Here is a 25105-nt window from a genome sequence, read left to right on the forward strand (position 1 = left end):
AAAAAGGAGCCTTTCGGCTCCTTTTTTTATTTTTAAATTCAACTATTGCTTAGGCAGTGTTTTGTAATCCGGTCTTACTGGAGCAATATCCATGGCATCTAGAACACCGGCTTTTGCTTCTGGATAAAACTCACAAGGAGCAAATAAACTGATGAATTTATCGGTCTCTGGATGATAAAAACTCAGTTCGGCAGAGTGTAATTGTAATCGGTCTGAGAACGCTAGAGCCTCTTTAGACGCGTAAAACTCATCGCCAACAATCTCATGCCCTTCTTCCATCATATGCACTCGTAGTTGATGAGAGCGTCCTGTAATAGGAAGTAAACGAACCAATGTCGTTTTCTCTTCAACTTGAATCACTTCATAACCCGTTTGTGACGATTTTCCGTGTTCATAGCAGACTTTCTGTCGTGGTCGATTTGGCCAATCACAAATCAAGGGTAAATCAATCTGCCCTTCAACCTTCTCAACATTCCCCCATACCCGTGCATAATACACTTTATGAGTTAACCGATATTGAAACTGCTTTTTAATGTGTCTTTCTGCTTCTTTATAAAGCGCAAATATCATTAACCCCGATGTCGACATATCCAAACGATGTACAAGTTGAGCATCAGGAAACTCAGCAACAACACGCGACCAAACACTGTCATAGTGCTCCGGTGCTCGGCCAGGGTTAGACAGTAACCCCGCCGGTTTATTCACCGCAAGAATCGCTTCATCTTGATAGACAATATCAAGCGGTTCCATTGGTGGATTATACTCAAGCATTGCCATGATTAGTTATGGCTCACAATAATCAAACGCAATGAATCAAGCTGTACCTGTGCTTTTCCAATATACGCAGAAAGTTCACTCATTTGAGTTTCGATCTGAGTTAACTCTTCATCTCGTATGTTTGGATTTACGGCCTTTAATGCTTGTAAACGATCTAATTCCGCATTTAACGCCGTTTTCATCTCAGCATTCGCATCAACACGAACGGCTTCAATTCGGTCTTCAATACTAACTTCTGCCGTATCAATCAATGCATGAATTTCTTTTTGCACTGAATTCACTAATTTACTCGCCATATGACGATTAACAGGACTTAGCTGACGGTTGAAGCTTTCAAATTCAACTTGAGCAGAAAGATCATTACCTTTACTGTCCATCATCAAACGAATAGGCGTCTTCGGTAAGAATCGTCCTATGCCACTTTTCTTAGGCGCTTGTGCATCTACCACATAAATCAATTCAAGCAATAGAGTACCCGCTGGTAAGGCTTTATTTTTCAATAAAGACACTGCAGTTGCACCTACGCCTTCAGTCAGAACTAAATCAATTCCCCCTTGGATCATTGGGTGTTCCCAGCTGATCAAGTTCATGTCTTCACGCGAAAGAGCCGTTTTACGATCAAACGTAATCGTACAACCTTCATAAGGAAGACCGGGGTAACTTGATACCAACATATTTTCAGCTGGCGTAACAACAATGGCGTTTTCACCTTTGTCGTCTTGATTCAAACCAATCGTATCGAACAGGTTCAAAGCAAAATTAACCAAATGTATGTCACCGTCTGTCGCAGCAATTTTCTCTGCAAGTTCTTTCGCTTTATTGCCACCGTTTGAATGCACTTCTAACAAACGATCTCGACCTTGCTCTAACTGCGCTTTTAATTCTTTGTTTAGTGCCGCAGATTCTTCGATCAGTGGCTCTAATCCATCTGATTTACCCGTAGCCAAAATCGCAATGATCGTATCAGAGAATTTTTCATACACAGCGCGGCCTGTTGGGCACGTTTCACCAAAAGCATTCAACCCTTCGTCAAACCAACGCGCTAATAATTCTTGAGATGTACCTTGCAAATAAGGAACATGAATATCAATATCACGCTTTTGACCAATACGATCCAAACGACCAATACGTTGCTCAAGTAAGTCAGGGTTGAAAGGTAAATCAAACATCACTAATTGATTAGCAAACTGGAAGTTACGTCCTTCTGAACCGATTTCAGAACAGATAAGAACCTGAGCGCCACCTTCTTCTTGTGCAAAGTAAGCCGCGGCTTTATCTCGCTCAATAATCGACATCCCTTCATGGAAAACAGTACCACGAATACCCTCACGTTCACGTAACGCTTGCTCTAGTTGCAACGCCGTTGAAGCTCGAGAAGCGATGATTAATACTTTCTCGTTACGGTTTTCTTTCAGCAATTCAAGCAACCAGTTAACGCGAGGATCAAACTGCCACCACGTTGCACTATCGCCTTCAAATTCTTGGAAGATCTCTTCTGGATACAACATTTTCATTGCACGAGCTTCATTACTCATGCGACCACCCATCATTGTCGCTACACGCATAGAGGTTGCGTATTGTGGTGGTAACGCCATTGGCATTAAATTGAGATTACGTTGTGGGAACCCTTTAATTGCCGCTCGTGTATTACGGAATAGCACACGACCAGTACCATGACGGTCCATTAAGTTATCGACTAATTCTTGACGTATTTGGCTTTGCTGTTCTTCAGAACCATCAGATTCAATAATTCTAAACAATGGCTCTACGTCTTGCTCTGAAAGCAATTCAGCAATACGATTCTTCGCGTCGTTTGATAATTTATCGCCACTCATCAACGCGGTAACCGCATCAGCAACTGGCTGATATTGGCGCTCTTCTTCAACAAACGCATCGTAATCATAGAAACGATCTGGATCTAATAGACGCAGACGAGCAAAGTGACTTTCGTGACCTAATTGCTCAGGTGTTGCCGTTAGCAGCAAAACACCCGCCGTTTCTTCTGCAATCGCTTCAATAACTTGATATTCACGGCTTGGTTTTGTTTGGTTCCATTCAAGGTGATGCGCTTCATCAACAACAAGAAGATCCCAATCGGCTTCAACCACTTGCTCAAAACGACGCTTACTTCTGCGAATAAAATCCAATGAACACAACACTAATTGCGCGGTATCGAATGGATTTTCAGAATCCGCATACGACTCAATACAACGCTCTTCATCAAAAATAGAAAAATGAAGATTAAAACGACGCATCATTTCAACAAGCCATTGATGTTGTAGTGTTTCAGGAACAACGATCAATACACGCTCAGCACGACCAGAAAGCACTTGCTGATGAATAATCATACCCGCTTCAATCGTTTTACCTAAACCGACTTCATCAGCCAATAAAACACGAGGGGCATAACGACGCCCTACTTCATGAGCAATGAATAACTGATGTGGGATCAAACCTGCACGCATACCACATAAACCACGCATTGGGTTTTTATGTTGCTCATACTGGTTTTGAAGTGCACGAAAACGCAATGCAAAACGATCCATACGATCAATTTGGCCTGCAAATAACTTATCTTGAGGTTTATTAAAACGGATCTGATGACTTAATAACGTTTCACGAAGAACAACGTTCACTTCATCCGTGTCTGTACGAGTTCCGATGTACGTTAATAGTCCACCGTCTTCAATAACATCTTCGACTTCAAGTGACCAACCTTCGTGACTTTCAATTGTATCGCCCTTATTGAACGTCACTCGAGTAATAGGTGCATCATGTTTTGCGTATAAACGATTTTCTTCTGATGCGGCAAAAAGGACAGAGACGGTTCTATCGTCAACAGCAACCACTGTTCCTAAACCCAAATCACTTTCTGTATCACTAATCCAACGTTGGCCCAAAGCAAATGACATAGTGGTAACGCACCTCAAAATTAATTAATTTATTTTATATAGAGTGAGAATTTTATGATGAACCGAGAATAGACAACCGTAAATGGCGAGGTTCAAAAGGGCGCTAATGTTACTGTATGACAGCACTTAGGTCACGCCTATTTATCATAAAAGTGAGTGTAGTTGATTATACTAAACTTGAGTCGAAAAAGTTTACTTAACCGCTTGTAAATATCGGGTTAATTCAGGGGAAGTATCTTGTGTCATTATCTCTGACATTTTGCCATAACTGAGTATTTTATGATGACAAACAAAGGCATAACCTGACGCTAATTCCTTCGCATCTTGTAAGCTATGAGTAACCATTAATACCGTAAGTTGTTGAGTTTTAATCAAGGTTCTGATTAATACAATCATCTCTTCTCGTAACATAGGATCAAGTGCAGAAAACGGCTCATCTAATAACAACACAGGCTTGTTATGGACCAAACAACGAGCTAACGCGACACGCTGCTTTTGGCCTCCAGAAAGTTGCTCAGGTAAACGCAGTAATAGTTCGTCAACACCAACCTGTTGAGCCGCATAAATAACGCATTCTTTTTCTTCATCATTGAGACGAAGATTCGCTTTAATTCCCAATCCAATATTGTCCGCTATCGATAAATGCGCAAACAAATTATGCTCTTGAAATAACATAGACAAAGGGCGCTGATGAGGCGCAAGGGAAAGAACAGAATGGCCGTTAATGGCAATATCACCCAATTCTGGATTAATGAACCCAGCCAATAAGCTAAGCAGTGTACTTTTCCCTGCACCACTAGGCCCAAGAATAGCAACGACTTCACCTTGTTTAACTGACATATCAAACTCAAAAATCTCAGAATGATAGCGATATTTTACATTAGAAAAAGTCAGCATTACACATTCTCTCTTTGTAGATTCTTTGATGAAAAAAGCCATTCAACCGTACTAAACACACCCACACTTAATAAGAGTAAACAAAGTGAAACCACCGCAGCCGCTTCCATTTGATAACTGCCTAATAATTGAAATAAATATAGCGGCAATGTCCTAAAATCCTGACTACCAAAAAGCGCTATCGCACTTAAATCACCCATTGATAAAATAAAAGCAATGGCAAAGGCATGAGCCATCGGTTTTCTTAACCCTCTCCACTCAATTAAGCGAAAACGAGTAAAACCATTAAGTCCTAAACTCGCACACAATAACTGATATTGCTGTGCCATATGCAATAAAGGTTGAGCAAGCGTCTTTATGACGTATGGAAGCGCCATAAGTGCATTGACTAAAATGACGATCCAAATAGCCATACTAAATACATCAGTGATGTTTCTAAGCAACAAAAACAACCCCGTGCTAATAACCAATCCTGGGGTAACTAAAATCATAGTACCAATTAAATCTAATTTATCCGCCAAAAAACGCTGATGATTAAGCCTTAACGCTCGGGTGGTATGAAGCAATAAAACCCCAAAAATCATCGCTAATAGCGCCGCACAGAAAGCAACAATGAATGAATTAGCAAATGCTGACCAAAAAGCACTAGAAGTCATCACCGTAATAACTTCAGAATTTATCCCACTAATAACAACCATGAGTAATGGAGGTAAAATAAACAGAGTAAGTAATATGATCCACCCTTTATCCCACAACTTTTGTCTCTTTGAGTCTTGATAGATAATGGGCTTACCTAGCGTTGCACTGTCAACGGCAATCGACGTAGAAAACCGTTGAATACACAGCGATAATCCTGCGCATAACAACATTTGCCATAACGCTAAAATAGCGCCGGCCTGTAAATCAAAATCAAATTTAATGGCTTGGTAAATAGCAAGTTCAATCGTGGTTGATTTTGGTCCTCCACCTAATGCCATTACGGTTGCAAAACTGGTAAAGCAAAGCATGAACACCAAGCCTGCAACATGCGGAAATTGTTGTTTTACTCTTGGCCATGCAACAACGTTAAATTTATTCCACCCAGTCAATCCTAGATGAGCAGAAAGCTGATGTTGCTCCATCGGTATACTGTCTAATGATTGTAAAAACAAACGAGTTGCAAAAGGATAATTAAAGAATACATGCGCGAGTAAAATGCCATTTAATCCATAAATAGAAAACGGCAATTTACCACCAAAAAATGCAAACACCTTAGCTAAGAGACCGCTGTTTCCATAAATAGCAAGTAAACCAAAAACCCCCACTAACACAGGCAAAACCAAGGTCGTCGCACACAACTTTAATAACAGACCGCGTCCTAAAAAAGAGCGACGAGATAGTGCATATGCTGTCGGAACCGCAAGTACCACACTAAACAACGTAGACAGGGTTGCTTGATAAAAACTAAATTTGGTTATATGAATATAATAAGGATCGGACCAAATTAAACTGACATTGATACTCGGTGACGCGATTAATAATGCACCAATAGCTCCGCCAACAAAAATAACAATCACAGCAGCGATCATATAGCCGGTATAGGGAATGGCATTTAAGGGATTCGTTTTCATCATGTTATCTATCTGTCCCAAAAAGAAACGTACGCATCATACGCTCTTTTCAGTGCATCGATTAAAAGATTAATGCGTGTTGCCATTCGCGAATCCACGACTTTCTTTGTTTCGCAATCTCCGCAGAACTAAATGACAACGCTTTAGTCGGAACCTTAAGGTCTTCAAACCCTTTAGGTAACGTAATATTAGTCACTGGATACATCCAATTTCCCGTTGGCATCGCTGATTGAAATTCCTTACTAAGAATAAAAGCTAAGAACTCATCAGCTAACGCATTATGCTGCGTATTTTTTACTTTCGCCGCCACTTCCACTTGCATGTAATGACCTTCTGAAAAATTAGCCGCTGCAAATCGATCGTCTTTTTCAGCAAGTAAATGGTATGCCGGAGACGTCGTATAAGACAAAACAAGATCAGATTCACCCTCTAAGAACATACTGTAAGCTTCTGACCAGCCTTTAGTGACGGTGACGGTTTTCTTTGCAAGTTGTTTCCATGCTTGAGCAACATCATCCCCATACACCGACTTCATCCATAACAATAAACCTTGGCCCGGTGTAGAGGTTCTTGGATCTTGATAAATAACGGTTAAATCATCTCGTTGTTCTACTAATTCTTTTAGACTCTTAGGTGGGTTCTTTACTTTTTCTTTGTTATATACGAAAGCAAAATAACCATAATCATAAGGAACAAAGGTCTTATCACTCCAACCATTAGGTATCGTCACTGAGTCCGTATTTACATTATGTTCAACCAGTAAACCCGTTACTTTCGCTTCTGCCATTAAATTATTATCGAGCCCTAAAACAATGTCCGCTTTTGAATTTCTCCCTTCTAAACGAAGACGATTCAAAATAGAAACGCCATCATCCAAAGCGACAAGATCAAGATTGCAGCCACACTGTTTTTCGAAAGCCGTTTTAATTGTTGGACCAGGGCCCCAATCGGCAGCAAAAGAATCATAGGTATAGACTGTTAGCGTTTCAGAAGCAGAAGCAGAAAAAGAAGAGAGAGAACTAACAGCTAAAGCGATAGGTAATGTTTTAAGTAGAGGGGATATATAACGTGTTTTCATTATGCGCTCTTTGTCCTTTTGAGCGACACAGGGTTAAGTTGATATACTCGATGAGAATGTCATCTCAATCCCTACGTCAGCATTATCTGATTCAGGTAGTACGGGTTTAAGTAAGCATTATCCAATGTTTACTAATCTCAGCTAGTCGCTCCCCGATGAGAGGCCATATTGTATGTGTGAATGCATTAATGAGCCAGAGGTTTATTAACTCTTCTGACGCTGATCATAACCCCATCGAGGAACAAGTCCCTGTTCTACACCTAGGTGATCCAATATACGAGCGACCATAAAATCGATTAAATCTTCAATCGATTTTGGTTGATGATAAAATCCAGGCGCAGCAGGCATTATCGTTGTCCCCATTTGAGATAGCTTCAACATGTTTTCTAAATGCAATGTAGAAAATGGCGTTTCTCTAACCACCATAATTAACTGACCGCGCTCTTTTAATACCACATCAGCAGCCCGTTCAATCAAATTATCTGAAATACCATGAGCAATAGAAGCGACGCTCCCTGCAGAGCATGGGCATACCACCATTTGTTTTGGTGCTGCCGACCCAGAAGCCACTGGAGAAAACCAATCTTCTTTACCGCACACAATTAACTTATCGGCATCACAACCTAAGTGTTCAACTAAGACCGCTTTCATTGCATCAGGACCACTTGGCAATTTTAAATTATGCTCGGTTGCCATCACAACTCTTGCTGCAGATGAGATAAGAAAATAAACTTGATAATCAGCAGCCAACAAACACTCCAATAGACGTAATCCATAAGGGGCACCAGAGGCACCAGTCATTGCTAAGGTGATTGTTTTCTGTTTTTTATACATCCTAAATAGCCTTTTGCTCTAATGCTGATAGTAATTTACCGTGAATGCCTTCAAAGCCACCATTACTCATGACTAGAATTTGATCACCTTCTTTTGCTTCAGCCACAATCATATCAACAAAAGCGTTAATCTCATGATGAGTATAGGCGGGTTGAACACATTGTTTAGCGACATCATCAACGGACCAAGAAATATTATCAGGTTGGAAAAGATACACCGAATCTGCGGCATGAAGCGAACCGGCTAAGGTGTCTTTATGAACCCCTAGTTTCATCGTACTAGAGCGAGGTTCTAATACTGCGATAATTTTATTATCACCCACTTTATTACGTAAACCGCTTAACGTTAGATCAATTGCAGTAGGGTGATGAGCAAAATCGTCATATACCGTAACCCCATTAACCTCACCTTTAAACTCTAATCGACGCTTAGTATTGATAAAGGAGCCCAATGCTTCACAAGCTAAATCTGGGGTAACGCCTACATGGCGAGCCGAAGCTACGACCATAAGAGCATTACTTACATTATGATCACCGACTAAATTCCAGTTTACCTGCCCAACATTTTCATCATTGAAATAAACGTCAAATTGGCTGCCGTCTTTCTTAAGTTTACTCGCTTTCCATTCTCCTTCTTCACCCGTAAATTCAATCTCACTCCAACATCCTTGCTCTAGTACTTCAGCTAAGGGTTTATCTTGTTTAGGGGCAAAAATACGACCACTACTAGGCACCGTTCTTATAAGATGATGGAACTGACGTTGAATTGCAGCAAGATCATCAAAAATATCAGCATGATCAAATTCCAGATTATTTAATACTAACGTTCGTGGACGGTAATGAACAAACTTAGAACGCTTGTCAAAAAAAGCACTGTCATATTCATCGGCTTCAACCACAAAAAACATGCTTTCACCTAATCGTGCCGATTCCCCAAAGTTACCAAGTACACCACCGACGAGAAAACCAGGTTTATATCCACACTCTTCTAAGACCCAGGCTAGCATGCTTGATGTCGTCGTCTTACCATGAGTTCCTGCAACAGCCAGTACCCAGCGATCTTGTAATAGGAACTCTTGCAACCATTGAGGTCCTGAAGTGTATTTTAAATTTTTATCTAAAACATACTCCACACATGGGTTACCACGACTCATCGCATTCCCAATGACAACAAGGTCTGGCGCAGGATCTAACTGACTAGGATCAAAGCCTTCAATGATCTCAATACCTTGAGATTCTAATAACGTACTCATTGGAGGGTAAACGTTCGCATCACTACCTGTAACCTTATGTCCAAGTTGACGAGCTAAAGTTGCGGCTCCTCCCATGAAGGTGCCACAGATGCCAAGGATATGAATATGCATAATAAAAACCGTCTTATATTAAATTAAGTGAGTAATCCCGTTCTCGAGTTACTTCAATACTCTTAAAAAGTTCTGTGCTATAGAATGAATTACAGTAAACAGTAACACAACCATTATAAAGATAAATTGCACTCGTTTTATATTGGATTATAAATTGTAACTGACCCCATCCACCGTTGATATCTAATAACATGAGAATAAAAGGAATAACCCATGTCAGAAATAAGAACTTTAGGTGAGTTTATCGTCGCTAAACAGCACGATTTCCCTCATGCAAGTGGAGAGTTGTCATCATTAATCGGTTCCATTAAATTGGCAGCCAAAATAGTAAACCGAGAAATAAATAAAGCAGGGCTGGTTGATATTACAGGGGCTTCTGGTGATGAAAATATTCAAGGTGAACAACAACAAAAATTAGATATCTACGCCAATGATAAATTTAAAGCCGCATTAGAGAATCGAGACCAAGTGTGTGGCGTCGCAAGTGAAGAGGAAGATGAAGCAGTTGCGTTTAATAAGGAACTGAATAAAAACGCAAAGTATGTCGTGTTAATGGATCCATTGGATGGTTCTTCAAATATCGATGTTAATGTTTCTGTCGGTACTATTTTCTCCATTTATCGTCGTATTTCACCAATTGGCTCACCGGCAACCGAAGAAGATTTTCTACAGCCAGGAAATAAACAAGTTGCTGCTGGTTATATTATTTATGGTTCTTCTACCATGCTGGTTTATACCACAGGGAACGGAGTTCACGGCTTTACTTACGATCCATCTCTTGGTGTCTTCTGTTTATCTCATGAAGACATGAAAATCCCACAAGATGGTAATATATACTCCATTAATGAAGGGAATTACATACGTTTCCCTGAAGGAGTGAAGCAATATTTAAAATATTGCCAAGAAATAAAACCTGCGGAAAATCGCCCATATACATCACGTTATATCGGATCTCTCGTTGCTGATTTCCATCGTAATCTACTAAAGGGAGGGATTTATCTGTACCCAAGTACTCAAGCTTACCCAAATGGAAAATTAAGATTACTTTATGAATGTAATCCAATGGCAATGTTAATTGAAGAGGCGGGAGGAAAAGCGACAAGTGGAGAAGAACGGATCTTAGATATTACTCCGACCGAATTACATCAACGTGTACCTTTCTTTGTTGGTTCAATCAATATGGTCGATAAAGTACAAAATTTTCTTGATGAATGGCAAGATTAACAATATTTAGATACAAAAAAACCGAGTCCTAAGACTCGGTTTTTTATTGAAACTACTTACTAATTACTCAGCTGCAGCTTCTACTTCTGGGCGATCTACAAGCTCAATGTATGCCATTGGAGCTTTATCACCTGTACGGAAACCGCACTTCAGAATACGAGTATAACCACCAGCACGTTGTGCAAAGCGTGGACCTAACTCGGTAAATAGTTTTGCTACAACTTCGTTATCACGAGTGCGAGCAAATGCTAGACGACGGTTAGCAACACTGTCTGTCTTAGCTAATGTAATCAAAGGCTCAACTACACGGCGAAGCTCTTTTGCTTTTGGTACAGTCGTCTTGATAATCTCGTGACGAACCAAAGAGCAAGCCATATTGCTAAACATAGCTTTACGGTGGCTGCTGTTGCGGTTGAGTTGACGACCACTCTTACGATGGCGCATGACCTAATCCTTCTAACTAGATAATTAGTGAACTGATTAATCTTCAGCGATAGACGCTGGTGGCCAGTTCTCTAGGCGCATGCCTAAAGAAAGACCACGTGAAGCTAGAACATCTTTAATTTCAGTTAAAGATTTCTTACCAAGGTTTGGAGTTTTAAGTAACTCAACCTCAGTGCGCTGCACCAGATCACCAATGTAGTGAATCGCTTCTGCTTTCAAACAGTTAGCAGAGCGAACCGTTAGTTCAAGATCGTCTACAGGACGCAGTAGGATCGGATCGAACTCTGGCTTTTCTTCTTTTTCTTCAGGAACTCGTACATCACGAAGATCTACAAATGCATCCAATTGTTCAGCTAAAATTGTAGCTGCACGACGGATAGCTTCCTCAGGATCAAGCGTACCATTCGTTTCCATATCGATAACGAGTTTGTCTAAGTCAGTACGTTGCTCTACACGTGCCGCTTCAACCGCATAAGATATTTTATCTACTGGGCTATAAGTTGCATCGACAAGCAAACGACCGATTGGACGCTCATCTTCTTCAGTATGGATACGAGCTGTTGACGGTACATAGCCGCGACCACGCTCTACCTTGATTCTCATGCTGATTTCAGCATTGTCATCAGTTAAGTGGCAGATTACATGCTCTGGGTTCGCAATCTCAACATCACCATCATGGGTGATGTCACCTGCAACAACAGGGCCTGCACCAGACTTGTTAAGAGTAATGATAACTTCATCTTTACCCTCAACCTTAACGGCCAGGCCTTTAAGGTTTAGAAGGATTTCAAGGATATCTTCCTGAACACCTTCTTTGGTGCTGTACTCATGTAATACGCCTTCGATTTCTACTTCAGTTACGGCACAACCCGGCATTGAAGATAGTAAAATACGACGTAGAGCGTTACCTAGAGTATGGCCGAAACCACGCTCTAATGGCTCAAGAGTTACTTTTGCGTGAGTCAGGCTAACTTGTTCAATGTCAACTAGACGCGGCTTTAGAAATTCTGTTACAGAACCCTGCATTGTGTCCTCTCTTTATTTAAACTTTACTTAGAGTAAAGCTCGACGATCAAGTGTTCGTTGATGTCGGCAGACAAATCAGAACGTTCAGGAAGACGCTTAAACGTACCTTCCATTTTGCCAGCATCTACTTCAATCCAAGTTGGCTTTTCGCGTTGTTCAGCAACTTCTAGAGCAGCTTTAATACGTGATTGCAGTTTAGCTTTTTCACGAATTGAAACAACATCGTTAGCCGAAACTTTGAAAGAAGGAACGTTAACTACTTTACCATTAACTAGAATAGACTTATGACTAACTAGTTGACGAGATTCAGCACGTGTAGAACCAAAACCCATACGGTAAACTACGTTATCTAGACGACCTTCAAGAAGTTGAAGTAGGTTTTCACCTGTGTTGCCTTTAATACGAGCAGCATCTTTGTAGTAGTTACGGAATTGTTTTTCTAGTACGCCATACATACGACGAACTTTTTGCTTCTCACGAAGCTGAACGCCATACTCAGATAGACGACCGCGACGAGCGCCGTGTACACCTGGAGCGTTATCGATCTTACACTTGGTATCGATCGCACGTACGCCTGATTTAAGGAATAAATCAGTGCCTTCGCGACGGCTAAGCTTCAGCTTAGGACCCAAATATCTTGCCATGTTCTTTCTCCAATATTCCTAGAAACGAAACTTAAACGCGACGTTTCTTAGGTGGACGACAACCGTTATGAGGGATCGGAGTAGCATCAACAATATTTGTGATGCGGTATCCAGCAGCGTTTAACGCACGGATAGTTGACTCACGACCAGGACCAGGGCCCTTAACCATAACTTCAAGGTTCTTAACGCCATATTCTTTGGCCATTTCACCACAACGTTCAGCAGCAACTTGTGCAGCAAACGGAGTAGATTTACGAGAACCACGGAAACCAGAACCACCTGCAGTAGCCCAAGCTAGTGCATTACCTTGACGGTCAGTAATGGTTACGATTGTATTATTGAAAGAAGCATGGATATGCGCTACGCCATCCGCTACTTGCTTACGAACGCGCTTACGAGCGCGAGTTGGTTGTTTTGCCATTGTACTCTCTACCTTATCCGATTATTTTTTGATCGGCTTGCGCGGACCTTTACGGGTACGTGCGTTGGTTTTAGTACGCTGTCCACGCAACGGTAGACTGCGACGGTGACGAAGACCACGATAACAGCCAAGGTCCATAAGACGCTTGATGTTCATCGATACTTCACGACGTAAGTCGCCTTCTACAGTGTATTTGGCAACACCATCACGCAGAATATCAATCTGCTCATCATTCAGTTCACTGATCTTAACATCTTCAGCAATACCAACTGCAGCTAAAATAGCTTGCGAGCGGGTCTTACCGATGCCGTAGATTGCAGTAAGTGCAATTACAGCGTGTTTATGATCAGGAATGTTAATGCCTGCTATACGGGCCACTATTCACTCCTAGTACTTTTTCTTAAGAAGAGTCGCAACAAAGCCCGATGAGGATACGTTGCGACTATAACTACTTCTTTTGCACACAAAAGGTAGGCCGAGAAATATACTCGGCCTAGCTTAATATATCAAGTAAAAATTTCTGCTAATTAACCTTGGCGTTGTTTATGCTTTGGTTCAACACAAATTATACGCACAACACCGTTGCGCTTAATAACTTTACAGTTGCGGCAGATTTTCTTAACGGAAGCACGAACTTTCATTGCTAAACTCCGTAAATGGATCTGAAATTAACGGCCATAGCCTTTCAGATTAGCTTTCTTCAAAACGGACTCATACTGCTGAGACATCAGATGAGTCTGAACTTGTGCCATAAAGTCCATAATAACTACAACTACGATTAGTAGTGAAGTACCGCCAAAATAGAAGCGTACGTTCCATGCAATCATCATAAACTCAGGGATCAGACAGATGAAGGTAATATACATTGCGCCCGCTAGGGTTAACCGTGTCATCACTTTATCTATGTATTTCGTTGTCTGTTCACCTGGGCGGATTCCGGGTACGAATGCACCAGACTTCTTCAAGTTATCAGCTGTTTCACGCGGGTTAAAAACCAACGCGGTATAGAAGAAACAGAAGAAGATAATTGCTGCTGCATAAAGCATTACATATAATGGCTGACCAGGGCTTAACGCCATGGAAACATCAGTTAACCAACCGAATGTTCCTTCGCCATTACCACCAAACCACTGAGCCAATGTCCCAGGGAATAGTATAATACTAGATGCAAATATTGCAGGAATCACACCAGCCATATTAATTTTAAGTGGCAAGTGAGTACTTTGAGCTGCAAATACCTTACGGCCTTGCTGACGTTTTGCATAGTTAACGACGATACGACGTTGACCACGCTCCATGAACACTACAAAGTAGATAACTGCAAACGATAACACTGCAATTAGTAATAGAAGAAGCACGTGCAGTTCACCTTGACGCGCCTGCTGGATCGTTTCACCAATAGCTGGTGGTAAACCTGCAACGATACCTGTGAAAATAATCAAAGATATACCGTTACCGATGCCACGCTCAGTAATTTGTTCACCTAACCACATTAAAAACATGGTACCGGTAATTAAACTTACTGTCGCTGTTAGATAGAACATCATGTCAGGGTTAGAAACTAACCCTGGAATCATGCTTGGTAATCCGGTTGAAATCCCAATTGCTTGGAATGTCGCCAGAACCAAGGTGCCATAACGTGTGTACTGATTAATCTTACGACGACCAGACTCACCTTCTTTTTTCAATTCTGCTAGAGGAGGATGTACAACTGTTAACAGTTGTACAACGATAGATGCCGAAATATACGGCATAATACCTAGAGCAAGAATTGAGGCACGCGACAGTGCACCACCAGAGAACATGTTAAACATTTCAATGATGGTACCCTGCTGCTGTTCGAAAAGATCAGCAAGGACAGCAGCGTCAATCCCAGGAATTGGCACAAATGAGCCCGCACGGAACACTAAAAGCGCACCTATCACAAATAAGAGACGCGATTTCAGTTCAGCTAAGCCGCTCTGAGCACTATTTACTTCTTTTCCTGGTTTCTTTGCCATTGTACCTCATCCTTCGAGGATTATTCCTCGATCTTACCGCCTGCAGCTTCAATCGCAGCTTTAGCGCCTTTCGTTACGCGTAGACCTTTAACAGTTACAGCAGTAGCGATTTCACCAGAAAGTACAACTTTCGCGAACACAATGTTCTTAGTGATTACGTTAGCAGCTTTAAGGCTGTTTAGATCGATAACGTTACCTTCAACTTTAGCAAGTTCGCTTAAACGAACCTCTGCAGTCACTAGGCTCTTACGTGAAGTAAAGCCAAATTTAGGTAAACGTTGTTTCAGAGGCATTTGACCGCCTTCAAAACCAACGCGAACTTTACCGCCAGAACGTGATTTTTGGCCTTTATGACCACGGCCACCAGTTTTACCTAGGCCCGAACCGATACCACGACCAACACGCTTCTTAGAAGGGTTTGATCCAGCAGCCGGTGATAGAGTATTCAAACGCATTACTGATTACTCCTCAATCTTAACCATGTAGTGAACTTTGTTGATCATGCCGCGTACGCAAGCAGTATCTTCAAGTTCCACAGTGTGGTTGATGCGACGAAGGCCTAGACCTTTAAGACACAAAACGTGCTTAGGTAGGCGACCGATAGAGCTTTTAGTCTGAGTTACTTTGATAGTTTTAGACATGGTTCTTACTCCGAAATAGCTTCAACAGTTAGACCACGCTTAGCAGCTACCATCTCAGGTGACTTAACACTAGTTAGACCAAGAATCGTTGCACGAACAACGTTAATTGGGTTAGTAGAGCCGTAAGCTTTAGCTAGTACGTTGCGGACACCCACAACTTCTAGTACTGCACGCATAGCACCGCCAGCGATGATACCAGTACCTTCTGAAGCTGGTTGCATGTACACTTTAGAACCAGTGTGGCGACCTTTAACAGCGTGGTGAAGAGTACCTTCGTTAAGAGCGATCGTAAACATGTTACGACGTGCTTTTTCCATTGATTTTTGAATCGCAGCTGGTACTTCACGGGCTTTGCCGTAACCGAAACCAATGCGACCATTACCGTCACCAACAACTGTTAGTGCAGTAAAACTAAAGATTCGACCGCCTTTAACCGTTTTAGAAACACGGTTAACAGCAATTAGCTTTTCATTCAAATCTGTAGCTTGTTGTTGTTCTTTAGCCATCTTCCAACCCTACCTTAGAATTTCAGACCAGCTTCGCGAGCAGAATCTGCTAGCGCCGCTACTCGGCCGTGGTATTGGAAACCAGAACGATCGAAAGCAACATTAGTAATGCCTTTTTCGATAGCGCGCTCAGCAATTAATTTACCAATTGCTACAGCAGCTGCTTTGTTACTAGTATTTCCAACTTGCTCACGGATTGCCTTTTCTACAGTAGAAGCGGCAGCGATAACCTCTGAGCCGTTTGGTGCGATTACCTGAGCATACGTATGACGCGGAGTACGATGCACTACAAGGCGAGTTGCACACAGTTCAGCGATCTTACGACGTGCACGTGTAGCACGACGGATGCGAGATGCTTTCTTATCCATAGTGATACCCTACTTCTTCTTAGCTTCTTTAGTACGCACGATTTCATCGGCGTAACGAACACCTTTGCCTTTATAAGGCTCAGGTTTACGGTATGAACGAATATCCGCAGCAACTTGACCTACTACTTGCTTATCGCAACCAGTAATAATGATCTCAGTTTGAGTTGGACATTCAGCTTTAATACCTTCCGGAAGAGCATGCTCAACAGGATGTGAGAAGCCAAGAGTAAGGCCTACTGCGTTACCTTTCATGGTAGCACGGTAACCTACACCTTTAAGAGTTAGCTTCTTAGTAAAGCCTTCATTAACACCAACAACCATATTGTTTACTAGTGCACGAGCTGTACCAGCTTGTGCCCAAGCATTGGCAACGCCTTCGCGTGGACCAAATACAATAGAGTTATCTTCTTGTGAAACAACTACAGCGTTATTAAGTACGCGAGTTAGTTCACCTTTACCACCTTTGATAGTGATTTCCTGGCCGTTCAGTTTAACTTCTACGCCAGCAGGAAGAACCACAGGTGCTTTAGCAACACGAGACATATCCTACTCCTATTAAGCTACGTAGCAGATAATTTCGCCACCAAGACCAGCTTTACGCGCAGCGCGGTCAGACATAAGGCCTTTTGATGTAGAAATAACAGCAATACCAAGACCACCCATAACAGATGGTAACGCGTCGTTCTTCTTGTATACACGAAGACCTGGACGAGAAACTCGTTGGATTTGCTCGATAACTTGTTTAGCTTGGAAATACTTTAAAGTGATTTCTAGCTCAGGTTTGATGTCGCCTTCAACAGCGAAATCAGCGATGTAGCCTTCAGCTTTAAGTAGTGCAGCAATTGCAACTTTAAGCTTTGAAGAAGGCATTTTAACAGCAACTTTATTTGCTGATTGACCGTTGCGAACGCGGGTCAGCATATCCGAAATCGGATCTTGCATGCTCATATGATGTACTCCAAATGATTAAGTGGCAACTACCAGCTAGCCTTACGAAGACCCGGAATCTCGCCTTTCATGCAAGCTTCACGAACCTTAATACGGCTTAAACCGAACTTACGTAAATAACCATGTGGACGACCAGTTTGGTTACAACGATTGCGTTGACGAGATGCACTTGAATCACGTGGTAGTGATTGCAGTTTAAGAACTGCATTCCAACGATCTTCTTCAGAAGCATTTACATCGCTAATTAGAACTTTTAACGCAGCGCGCTTTTCAGCGAACTTAGTTACAAGTTTTGCACGTTTAGCTTCACGTGCTTTCATAGATTGTTTAGCCATAACAGTAACCCTTCACCTTACTTACGGAATGGGAAGTTAAAGGCAGCCAGCAGAGCTCGGCCTTCCGCATCTGTATTCGCAGACGTCGTGATAGTAATATCAAGACCGCGTACACGATCAACTTTATCATAGTCGATCTCAGGGAAGATGATTTGCTCGCGAACGCCCATGCTGTAGTTACCACGTCCGTCAAAAGACTTAGCGCTAACTCCACGGAAATCACGTACTCGAGGAAGTGCAATAGAAACTAAACGCTCTAAAAACTCCCACATACGTTCGCCACGCAGGGTTACTTTACAACCGATTGGGTAGCCTTCACGGATTTTAAAACCAGCAACAGATTTACGTGCTTTAGTAATCAATGGCTTTTGGCCAGAGATAATTGCCATATCGGCAGCAGCGTTTTCTAGAAGCTTTTTATCATTGATTGCTTCACCAACACCCATATTTAGGGTGATTTTTTCAACCCTAGGGACTTGCATGACGCTTGAGTAGCTGAACTCTTTGGTAAGCTCAGCGACTACAGACGACTTGTAGTAATCATGCAGTTTCGCCATAGTAGAACTCCAAATTGCTTCTATCTATTAGTTAGAAATGGTTTCACCGTTAGATTTGAAGAAACGCACTTTTTTGCCTTCTTCAAAACGGAAACCGATACGGTCCGCTTTACCAGTTGCATCGTTGAAGATTGCGATATTTGAAGCATCAATTGCTGCTTCTTTCTCAACAATACCACCTTGCTGACCAAGAGCCGGTACAGGCTTTTGGTGCTTTTTAACAAGGTTGATACCTTCAACAATAACTTTACCAGTTTCAAGAACCTTAGTTACTTTACCTTTCTTGCCTTTATCTTTACCGACAAGAACGATTACTTCGTCATTACGACGGATTTTAGCTGCCATTTTTCGCTCCTTACAGAACTTCGGGTGCTAGTGAAACGATTTTCATGAATTTCGCATTACGAAGTTCACGAGTCACTGGACCAAAGATACGTGTACCGACTGGTTGCTCAGTAGTGTCATTCAACAATACGCAAGCATTACGGTCGAAGCGAATGATAGAACCGTCTGGGCGACGAACGCCTTTACGAGTGCGCACTACTACCGCCTTCAGAACATCACCTTTTTTAACTTTACCGCGAGGAATTGCTTCCTTAACAGTAACTTTAATGACGTCTCCGATATGTGCATAACGGCGGTGAGAGCCACCCAGAACCTTAATACACATTACCTTGCGCGCACCAGAGTTATCTGCAGCGTCAAGTGTACTTTGCATTTGGATCATTGTTAGTGCTCCGCTAAATATTTAAACTAGACCCATCACGGGTCGGGCTGCCTCTTTAAAAGAGATGGGGATTATATCACCATTTTTTTTATAAAGGTAGTCAAAAAATAAACGGCTCTAAAAAAATTCAGAGCCGCTTAAAGTCGCTATAGAATCAACAAATTAAGCTTTTGCTTTTTCTACAATGTTTACCAATGTCCAAGACTTAGTCTTAGAAAGAGGACGACATTCACGAATTACAACTAAGTCGCCTTGGCCACATTCGTTGTTTTCATCATGTGCGTGAAGCTTAGTCGTGCGCTTGATGTATTTACCGTAGATCGGGTGTTTCACCATGCGCTCAATAGCAACAACAATAGACTTGTCCATTTTGTCGCTAATTACACGACCTTGCATAGTACGAATTTTCTCGCTCATTATGCGCCAGCCTTCTCATTCAGTAAAGTTTTAACACGTGCGATATCACGACGTACAGCTTTTAGAGTATGAGTCTGCTGTAGTTGACCAGTCGCAGCTTGCATACGCAAGTTAAACTGTTCACGTAGCAAATTCAAAAGCTCTTCATTTAGCTCTTCAACGTTTTTCTCGCGTAGATCTTGTGCTTTCATCACATCACCTGCTTAGTTACAAAAGTAGTTTTGATAGGCAGTTTACGTGCCGCTAGGCGGAACGCTTCACGTGCCAACTCTTCAGGTACGCCGTTCATTTCGTACATTACCTTTCCAGGTTGGATTTGGGCTACCCAGTACTCAACGTTACCTTTACCCTTACCCTGACGAACTTCAAGCGGTTTTTCTGTGATAGGTTTGTCTGGGAACACACGGATCCAGATTTGGCCTTGACGTTTAACATGACGTGTCATAGCACGACGTGCCGCTTCGATCTGACGTGCAGTTAGACGACCACGGCCTACAGCTTTAAGACCGAATTCGCCGAAGCTTACTTCAGTGCCTTTAGCAAGACCACGGTTACGACCAGTCATAACCTTACGGAACTTAGTACGTTTTGGTTGTAGCATCAGTCAGCTCCTTACTTACGGCTTCTACGCTGCTTCTTAGGCTTGTCAGCCTTAGGCTCTACTGCATTAGCAGCTGGCATACCGCCTAGAACTTCACCTTTGAAGATCCAAACTTTAACGCCAATCACACCATATTGCGTATGAGCTGAAGCAGTTGCGTAATCAATGTCAGCACGTAGAGTATGTAGAGGTACACGACCTTCACGATACCACTCAGAACGTGCGATTTCAGCACCGCCTAAACGGCCGCCTACTTGTACTTTGATGCCTTGAGCGCCTAGACGCATTGCATTTTGTACCGCACGCTTCATAGCGCGACGGAACATAACACGACGTTCTAGTTGAGAAGCAATGCTATCAGCTACAAGGTGAGCATCTAGCTCAGGCTTGCGAACTTCTGCAATGTTGATTTGCGCTGGAACACCTGCGATTTTAGCTACGCCTGCGCGTAGTTTTTCTACGTCTTCGCCTTTCTTACCGATTACTACGCCTGGACGAGCAGTGTGAATAGTCACACGGATGCTCTTCGCAGGACGCTCGATAACGATGCGAGATAGAGATGCTTTTTTCAGTTCTTTAGTAAGATACTGACGTACCTTGAAGTCGCCGTCTAGGTTGTCAGCGAACTCTTGGCTACTAGCAAACCATGTAGCATTCCAAGGCTTAACGATGCCAAGACGAATACCATTAGGATGTACTTTTTGACCCATTTGCTTAATCTCCTAGTCTTTAACGATCAGCTACAACGATAGTGATGTGGCTTGAACGCTTCAAGATGCGATCTGCACGACCTTTAGCACGAGGCATAATACGCTTCATGATTGGGCCTTCGTCTACGAAGATTTTAGCGACATTTAGATCGTCGATATCTGCACCTTCGTTGTGTTCAGCGTTTGCGATAGCAGACTCAACAACTTTTTTAATAATTACTGCAGCTTTTTTGTTGCTGAAAGTAAGAATTTCAAGAGCCTGGTCTACTGATTTCCCACGAATTTGGTCCGCAACTAAGCGAGCCTTTTGTGGAGAAATGCTGGCAAAACGATGTTTAGCAATAGCTTCCATATTCTACCTCCTAACGCTTTTTAGCTTTCTTATCTGCAGCGTGGCCGCGATAAGTACGAGTAGGTGCAAATTCGCCCAGCTTGTGACCAATCATGTCTTCTGTAACGAAAACTGGTACATGCTGGCGACCATTATGGACAGCGATGGTCAAATTGATCATAGTTGGGATGATCATTGAACGACGGGACCAAGTCTTAATAGGCTTTTTGTCTCCGCTTTCCACCGCTTTCTCTACCTTCTTCAGCAAGTGTAGGTCAATGAAAGGACCTTTCTTGAGAGAACGTGGCATGGCGATTCCTCTTTATAGATTATTTGTTACGACGACGTACAATGTACTTGTCAGTAGATTTATTCTTACGAGTCTTGAAGCCCTTAGTAGGCATACCCCAAGGTGATACTGGGTGACGACCGCCTGATGTACGACCTTCACCACCACCGTGTGGGTGATCCACTGGGTTCATTGCAACACCACGTACAGTTGGACGAACACCGCGCCAGCGTGTAGCACCGGCTTTGCCTAGCTCACGTAGCATGTGTTCAGAATTACCAACTTCACCGATAGTCGCACGACCTTCAGAAAGAACTTTACGCATCTCACCAGAACGTAGACGTAATGTCACGTAAGCGCCATCACGAGCGATGATTTGTGCGTATGCACCAGCAGAACGTGCAACTTGCGCGCCCTTACCAGGTTTTAATTCAACACAGTGAACAGTAGAACCTACTGGGATGTTGCGCAATGGTAAGCAGTTACCTGCTTTGATTGGCGCATCAACACCTGATTGTACTGTATCGCCGGCTTTAAGACCTTTTGGTGCGATAATGTAACGACGCTCACCGTCTGCGAACAGAACTAGTGCAATATTTGCACTACGGTTTGGATCGTATTCTAAACGTTCAACGATAGCTGGAATGCCATCTTTAGTACGTTTAAAGTCAATTAGACGGTAGTGTTGCTTATGACCACCACCAACGTGACGTACTGTAATACGACCGTTATTGTTACGACCACCAGATTTAGAATTTTTCTCTAAAAGAGGTGCGTATGGCTTACCCTTATGTAGGTCAGCGTTAACGATTTTTACAACGTGACGACGACCAGGGGAAGTCGGCTTACATTTAACAATAGCCATTTTTAACTACTCCTGTTATTCCGCGCCGCCAACGAAGTCTAGGTCTTGACCTTCTTTCAAGATTACGTACGCTTTTTTCACGTCTGAACGACGGCCTTGGCGTGCACCTTGACGTTTGGTCTTGCCCTTAGTGATAAGGGTATTTACAGACTTAACTTCAACTTCAAACAACTTTTCTACTGCTGCTTTAATCTCTTTTTTTGTTGCATTGATTACTACTTTGAAAACAATAGTGTTATTGCCTTCAGCAGTCATCGTTGCTTTTTCAGAGATATGTGGGCCACGTAGAACTTTTAGTAGACGCTCTTCACTGATCATGCCAGCATCTCCTCAACTTGCTTAACTGCAGCAGCAGTCATTAGAACCTTGTTGAATGCAACAAGACTTACTGGATCAATACCAGCAACGTCACGTGCGTCAACTTTATATAGGTTACGAGCAGCTAAGAATAGATTCTCGTCTACTTCGCCAGTTACGATAAGAACATCGTTAAGCTCAAGTTCTTTAAGCTTAGCAACTAGCTCTTTAGTTTTTGGTGCTTCAATTGAGAAGTCTTCAACAACGATCAAACGATCTTGACGAACTAACTCAGAAAGAATGCTTTTAAGAGCACCACGGTACATTTTTTTGTTTACTTTCAAGCTGTGATCTTGTGGTTTCGCAGCGAAAGTAACACCACCTGAACGCCAGATTGGGCTACGAATAGTACCCGCACGAGCTCGGCCTGTACCTTTTTGACGCCATGGCTTAGCGCCACCGCCAGATACTTCAGAACGTGTTTTTTGAGCGCGAGTACCTTGACGAGCACCTGCTGCATACGCAACAACTACTTGGTGTACAAGAGCCTCGTTAAACTCACGTCCGAAAGTAGTTTCGGAAACAGTTAGTGCCGCAGCACCTTTAACCATTAGTTCCATTACATACTCCTAAGACGTTATGCTTTAACAGCTGGTTTAACGATCACGTTGCCACCTGTTGAGCCTGGTACTGCACCTTTAATAAGAAGCAGATTGCGCTCAGCGTCAACACGTACGATCTCTAAGTTTTGAGTAGTACAACGCTCAGCACCCATGTGACCCGCCATTTTTTTGCCTTTAAATACGCGACCTGGAGTTTGACATTGGCCAATTGAACCCGGAGCACGATGAGACAAAGAGTTACCGTGAGTCATATCTTGAGTAGCGAAGTTCCAACGCTTAATTGCGCCTTGGAAGCCCTTACCTTTAGATGTACCAGTAACGTCTACTTTTTTGATTTCGTTAAAGATTTCAACACTTAGCTCAGCGCCAACTGTGAATTCTTCACCGTTTTCTAAACGGAATTCCCAAAGACCGCGACCTGCTTCAACACCTGCTTTCGCAAAGTGACCAGCTTCAGGCTTAGATACGCGGTTAGCTTTCTTAGAACCACAAGTAACTTGAATTGCGTTGTAGCCATCAGTTTCTACAGTTTTCACTTGAGAAACACGGTTAACTTCAACTTCAACAACAGTTACTGGGATAGAAACGCCTTCTTCGGTAAAGATGCGGGTCATGCCCACTTTACGACCGACTAGACCAATCATAATAATCTCCCCTTAACCTAGGCTAATTTGAACATCAACGCCAGCAGCAAGGTCTAAACGCATTAGTGCGTCAACAGTTTTATCTGTTGGCTCAACAATGTCGATTAAACGCTTGTGAGTACGAATTTCGTACTGGTCACGTGCGTCTTTGTTAACGTGAGGAGAAGTAAGAACAGTAAAACGCTCTTTACGAGTAGGTAGTGGAATAGGACCACGAACCTGAGCGCCAGTGCGCTTAGCTGTTTCAACGATCTCCGCTGTAGACTGATCGATTAGTTTGTAATCAAAAGCCTTTAGGCGGATACGAATACGTTGGTTCTGCATGAGACAGAGCTCCAATAATAAATACACAAACAATATCGCCACTCAATCTCGAATAAACGAGAGAATGCCGATTGATTTATGTGAAACCATAGGTCCAAAATTAGGACACATTGTCAGTTAACTTATATTAGAGATTAATTCAATGATTACTCATCAAGGTAAGCTCTAATAATATTAACCGCGAACATAAGCTGAGTATTCATTCTAAGTTCTAATCTTACATTGTAAGTAATTAGAACTTTCCTCGCTGCTCATTGGTTCACAACTGACTTAAGCCAGTGCGATGCATTATACAGATCACACTTTTAGATGCAAGTGTTGTTTGAAAATTAAACGAAACATTTTTAAAAGAGAGTAAATAAGAAGAGAATTGGAGATGTATTCAGTTTGAACTGATTTTGTTATTTCAACATAACACGTTAATAAAGAAACCCGGGGATTGCTTTTTATTGACCTTCAAATTTTAACTCTCTAAGTAACCGCCCTATTCTCTATACGCCAAACAACAAAAAGGGAAGCCTAAGCTTCCCTTTTTTAGTTATGCGATTATCGCAAAATCTTTAGCTATTAAGCGAAGATTTTAGCAACAACACCAGCACCAACTGTACGGCCACCTTCACGGATTGCGAAGCGTAGACCTTCGTCCATTGCGATTGGAGCAATTAGCTCAACCGTCATTTGAACGTTATCAC

Annotated in this window: 36 protein-coding genes, 1 pseudogene and 1 riboswitch; of the genes and pseudogenes, 1 reads left to right on the top strand and 36 read right to left on the bottom strand. The window is 42.3% G+C overall.

Annotation, left to right across the window (positions count from 1 at the left end):
• Positions 1-42: 42 nt before the first annotated feature.
• From AACV33_RS10750 to mpl, 7 genes are all read right to left on the bottom strand, one after another.
• A complete protein-coding gene (locus AACV33_RS10750) occupies positions 43-777 on the bottom strand; it encodes a pseudouridine synthase (RefSeq protein ID WP_023604393.1) in 735 nt (244 codons plus the stop codon).
• A 2-nt stretch (positions 778-779) separates the two neighbouring features.
• Positions 780-3689 carry an RNA polymerase-associated protein RapA gene (rapA, locus tag AACV33_RS10755; RefSeq protein ID WP_182700203.1) on the bottom strand — a complete coding sequence of 970 codons (2910 nt, stop codon included), beginning with the start codon at positions 3687-3689 and terminating at the stop codon, positions 780-782.
• Positions 3690-3881: 192 nt separating this feature from the next.
• Positions 3882-4586, bottom strand: coding sequence for a thiamine ABC transporter ATP-binding protein (gene thiQ, locus AACV33_RS10760; protein ID WP_182700204.1), 705 nt, complete (start codon positions 4584-4586; stop codon positions 3882-3884).
• Positions 4586-6196: a thiamine/thiamine pyrophosphate ABC transporter permease ThiP gene (thiP, locus tag AACV33_RS10765; protein WP_182700206.1), complete on the bottom strand. Its 1611-nt coding sequence runs from the start codon at positions 6194-6196 to the stop codon at positions 4586-4588. The genes thiQ and thiP overlap by 1 nt, the downstream gene beginning before the upstream one ends.
• Before the next feature lie 61 nt (positions 6197-6257).
• Entirely contained in the window at positions 6258-7274 is a 1017-nt protein-coding gene (gene thiB, locus AACV33_RS10770) for a thiamine ABC transporter substrate binding subunit (RefSeq protein ID WP_182700205.1), read from the bottom strand.
• A gap of 51 nt (positions 7275-7325) precedes the next feature.
• Positions 7326-7439: riboswitch (TPP riboswitch) on the bottom strand.
• 39 nt (positions 7440-7478) lie between these two features.
• Positions 7479-8108, bottom strand: a complete 630-nt coding sequence (locus AACV33_RS10775) for a flavin prenyltransferase UbiX (protein ID WP_065611977.1) — start codon at positions 8106-8108, stop codon at positions 7479-7481.
• 1 nt (position 8109) lies between these two features.
• The gene (mpl, locus tag AACV33_RS10780; RefSeq protein ID WP_012549175.1) at positions 8110-9471 is read right to left on the bottom strand and encodes a UDP-N-acetylmuramate:L-alanyl-gamma-D-glutamyl-meso-diaminopimelate ligase; all 1362 of its coding nucleotides are present in this window, start codon (positions 9469-9471) and stop codon (positions 8110-8112) included.
• A 213-nt stretch (positions 9472-9684) separates the two neighbouring features.
• On the opposite strand from mpl, the gene fbp reads away from it, so the two are divergent.
• Entirely contained in the window at positions 9685-10695 is a 1011-nt protein-coding gene (gene fbp, locus AACV33_RS10785) for a class 1 fructose-bisphosphatase (protein WP_012549174.1), read from the top strand.
• Positions 10696-10758: 63 nt separating this feature from the next.
• Here fbp and rplQ read toward each other — a convergent pair whose 3' ends face one another.
• From rplQ to tuf, 29 genes and pseudogenes are all read right to left on the bottom strand, one after another.
• Positions 10759-11139 (bottom strand): 50S ribosomal protein L17, encoded by a 381-nt coding sequence (gene rplQ, locus AACV33_RS10790; RefSeq protein ID WP_012549173.1) that lies wholly within the window; start codon positions 11137-11139, stop codon positions 10759-10761.
• A 36-nt stretch (positions 11140-11175) separates the two neighbouring features.
• Positions 11176-12165, bottom strand: coding sequence for a DNA-directed RNA polymerase subunit alpha (locus tag AACV33_RS10795; protein WP_012549172.1), 990 nt, complete (start codon positions 12163-12165; stop codon positions 11176-11178).
• A 23-nt stretch (positions 12166-12188) separates the two neighbouring features.
• Complete coding sequence (gene rpsD / locus AACV33_RS10800) at positions 12189-12809, bottom strand: 30S ribosomal protein S4 (protein ID WP_012549171.1); 621 nt, start codon at positions 12807-12809, stop codon at positions 12189-12191.
• A 31-nt stretch (positions 12810-12840) separates the two neighbouring features.
• The gene (gene rpsK, locus AACV33_RS10805) at positions 12841-13230 is read right to left on the bottom strand and encodes a 30S ribosomal protein S11 (protein ID WP_005303517.1); all 390 of its coding nucleotides are present in this window, start codon (positions 13228-13230) and stop codon (positions 12841-12843) included.
• 21 nt (positions 13231-13251) lie between these two features.
• A complete protein-coding gene (gene rpsM / locus AACV33_RS10810; protein WP_012549170.1) occupies positions 13252-13608 on the bottom strand; it encodes a 30S ribosomal protein S13 in 357 nt (118 codons plus the stop codon).
• Positions 13609-13757: 149 nt separating this feature from the next.
• Positions 13758-13871: a 50S ribosomal protein L36 gene (gene rpmJ, locus AACV33_RS10815; RefSeq protein ID WP_044583162.1), complete on the bottom strand. Its 114-nt coding sequence runs from the start codon at positions 13869-13871 to the stop codon at positions 13758-13760.
• Between the two features lie 27 nt (positions 13872-13898).
• Positions 13899-15230 (bottom strand): preprotein translocase subunit SecY, encoded by a 1332-nt coding sequence (gene secY / locus AACV33_RS10820; RefSeq protein ID WP_012549169.1) that lies wholly within the window; start codon positions 15228-15230, stop codon positions 13899-13901.
• Between the two features lie 20 nt (positions 15231-15250).
• Positions 15251-15685: a 50S ribosomal protein L15 gene (gene rplO, locus AACV33_RS10825; RefSeq protein ID WP_012549168.1), complete on the bottom strand. Its 435-nt coding sequence runs from the start codon at positions 15683-15685 to the stop codon at positions 15251-15253.
• Positions 15686-15691: 6 nt separating this feature from the next.
• Positions 15692-15871: a 50S ribosomal protein L30 gene (rpmD, locus tag AACV33_RS10830; RefSeq protein WP_012549167.1), complete on the bottom strand. Its 180-nt coding sequence runs from the start codon at positions 15869-15871 to the stop codon at positions 15692-15694.
• A 5-nt stretch (positions 15872-15876) separates the two neighbouring features.
• The gene (rpsE, locus tag AACV33_RS10835) at positions 15877-16377 is read right to left on the bottom strand and encodes a 30S ribosomal protein S5 (RefSeq protein ID WP_012549166.1); all 501 of its coding nucleotides are present in this window, start codon (positions 16375-16377) and stop codon (positions 15877-15879) included.
• 14 nt (positions 16378-16391) lie between these two features.
• Positions 16392-16745: a 50S ribosomal protein L18 gene (gene rplR, locus AACV33_RS10840; protein WP_012549165.1), complete on the bottom strand. Its 354-nt coding sequence runs from the start codon at positions 16743-16745 to the stop codon at positions 16392-16394.
• A 9-nt stretch (positions 16746-16754) separates the two neighbouring features.
• Positions 16755-17288 (bottom strand): 50S ribosomal protein L6, encoded by a 534-nt coding sequence (rplF, locus tag AACV33_RS10845; protein WP_012549164.1) that lies wholly within the window; start codon positions 17286-17288, stop codon positions 16755-16757.
• Between the two features lie 12 nt (positions 17289-17300).
• Positions 17301-17693, bottom strand: a complete 393-nt coding sequence (gene rpsH, locus AACV33_RS10850; RefSeq protein ID WP_012549163.1) for a 30S ribosomal protein S8 — start codon at positions 17691-17693, stop codon at positions 17301-17303.
• Positions 17694-17722: 29 nt separating this feature from the next.
• Positions 17723-18028, bottom strand: a complete 306-nt coding sequence (rpsN, locus tag AACV33_RS10855) for a 30S ribosomal protein S14 (protein WP_012549162.1) — start codon at positions 18026-18028, stop codon at positions 17723-17725.
• A gap of 17 nt (positions 18029-18045) precedes the next feature.
• Positions 18046-18585 carry a 50S ribosomal protein L5 gene (rplE, locus tag AACV33_RS10860; RefSeq protein WP_012549161.1) on the bottom strand — a complete coding sequence of 180 codons (540 nt, stop codon included), beginning with the start codon at positions 18583-18585 and terminating at the stop codon, positions 18046-18048.
• 27 nt (positions 18586-18612) lie between these two features.
• Positions 18613-18930 (bottom strand): 50S ribosomal protein L24, encoded by a 318-nt coding sequence (gene rplX, locus AACV33_RS10865; RefSeq protein ID WP_012549160.1) that lies wholly within the window; start codon positions 18928-18930, stop codon positions 18613-18615.
• Between the two features lie 10 nt (positions 18931-18940).
• Positions 18941-19312: a 50S ribosomal protein L14 gene (gene rplN, locus AACV33_RS10870; RefSeq protein WP_012549159.1), complete on the bottom strand. Its 372-nt coding sequence runs from the start codon at positions 19310-19312 to the stop codon at positions 18941-18943.
• Positions 19313-19474: 162 nt separating this feature from the next.
• Complete coding sequence (gene rpsQ / locus AACV33_RS10875; protein WP_012549158.1) at positions 19475-19729, bottom strand: 30S ribosomal protein S17; 255 nt, start codon at positions 19727-19729, stop codon at positions 19475-19477.
• The gene (gene rpmC, locus AACV33_RS10880) at positions 19729-19920 is read right to left on the bottom strand and encodes a 50S ribosomal protein L29 (RefSeq protein ID WP_005417238.1); all 192 of its coding nucleotides are present in this window, start codon (positions 19918-19920) and stop codon (positions 19729-19731) included. Before rpmC ends, rpsQ begins: the two co-directional genes overlap by 1 nt.
• Complete coding sequence (gene rplP, locus AACV33_RS10885) at positions 19920-20330, bottom strand: 50S ribosomal protein L16 (RefSeq protein ID WP_012549157.1); 411 nt, start codon at positions 20328-20330, stop codon at positions 19920-19922. Before rplP ends, rpmC begins: the two co-directional genes overlap by 1 nt.
• Positions 20331-20341: 11 nt before the next feature.
• Positions 20342-21040, bottom strand: coding sequence for a 30S ribosomal protein S3 (rpsC, locus tag AACV33_RS10890; protein WP_012549156.1), 699 nt, complete (start codon positions 21038-21040; stop codon positions 20342-20344).
• A 19-nt stretch (positions 21041-21059) separates the two neighbouring features.
• Entirely contained in the window at positions 21060-21392 is a 333-nt protein-coding gene (gene rplV, locus AACV33_RS10895) for a 50S ribosomal protein L22 (protein ID WP_012549155.1), read from the bottom strand.
• Positions 21393-21402: 10 nt separating this feature from the next.
• Positions 21403-21681: a 30S ribosomal protein S19 gene (gene rpsS / locus AACV33_RS10900; protein ID WP_012549154.1), complete on the bottom strand. Its 279-nt coding sequence runs from the start codon at positions 21679-21681 to the stop codon at positions 21403-21405.
• A gap of 19 nt (positions 21682-21700) precedes the next feature.
• Entirely contained in the window at positions 21701-22525 is an 825-nt protein-coding gene (gene rplB, locus AACV33_RS10905) for a 50S ribosomal protein L2 (RefSeq protein WP_012549153.1), read from the bottom strand.
• Between the two features lie 15 nt (positions 22526-22540).
• The gene (gene rplW / locus AACV33_RS10910) at positions 22541-22843 is read right to left on the bottom strand and encodes a 50S ribosomal protein L23 (protein WP_012549152.1); all 303 of its coding nucleotides are present in this window, start codon (positions 22841-22843) and stop codon (positions 22541-22543) included.
• On the bottom strand, positions 22840-23442 hold the full coding sequence (gene rplD, locus AACV33_RS10915; RefSeq protein ID WP_012549151.1) for a 50S ribosomal protein L4: 603 nt from the start codon (positions 23440-23442) through the stop codon (positions 22840-22842). Before rplD ends, rplW begins: the two co-directional genes overlap by 4 nt.
• Positions 23443-23459: 17 nt before the next feature.
• Positions 23460-24089, bottom strand: a complete 630-nt coding sequence (gene rplC / locus AACV33_RS10920; RefSeq protein ID WP_012549150.1) for a 50S ribosomal protein L3 — start codon at positions 24087-24089, stop codon at positions 23460-23462.
• A gap of 12 nt (positions 24090-24101) precedes the next feature.
• A complete protein-coding gene (gene rpsJ / locus AACV33_RS10925) occupies positions 24102-24413 on the bottom strand; it encodes a 30S ribosomal protein S10 (RefSeq protein ID WP_005417222.1) in 312 nt (103 codons plus the stop codon).
• Between the two features lie 567 nt (positions 24414-24980).
• Positions 24981-25105 (bottom strand): annotated as a pseudogene (tuf, locus tag AACV33_RS10930) (elongation factor Tu); the annotation flags it as partial.

Origin of the sequence: Aliivibrio sp. SR45-2, assembly GCF_963890165.1 — a bacterium.
Classification (GTDB): Bacteria; Pseudomonadota; Gammaproteobacteria; order Enterobacterales; family Vibrionaceae; genus Aliivibrio; species Aliivibrio salmonicida.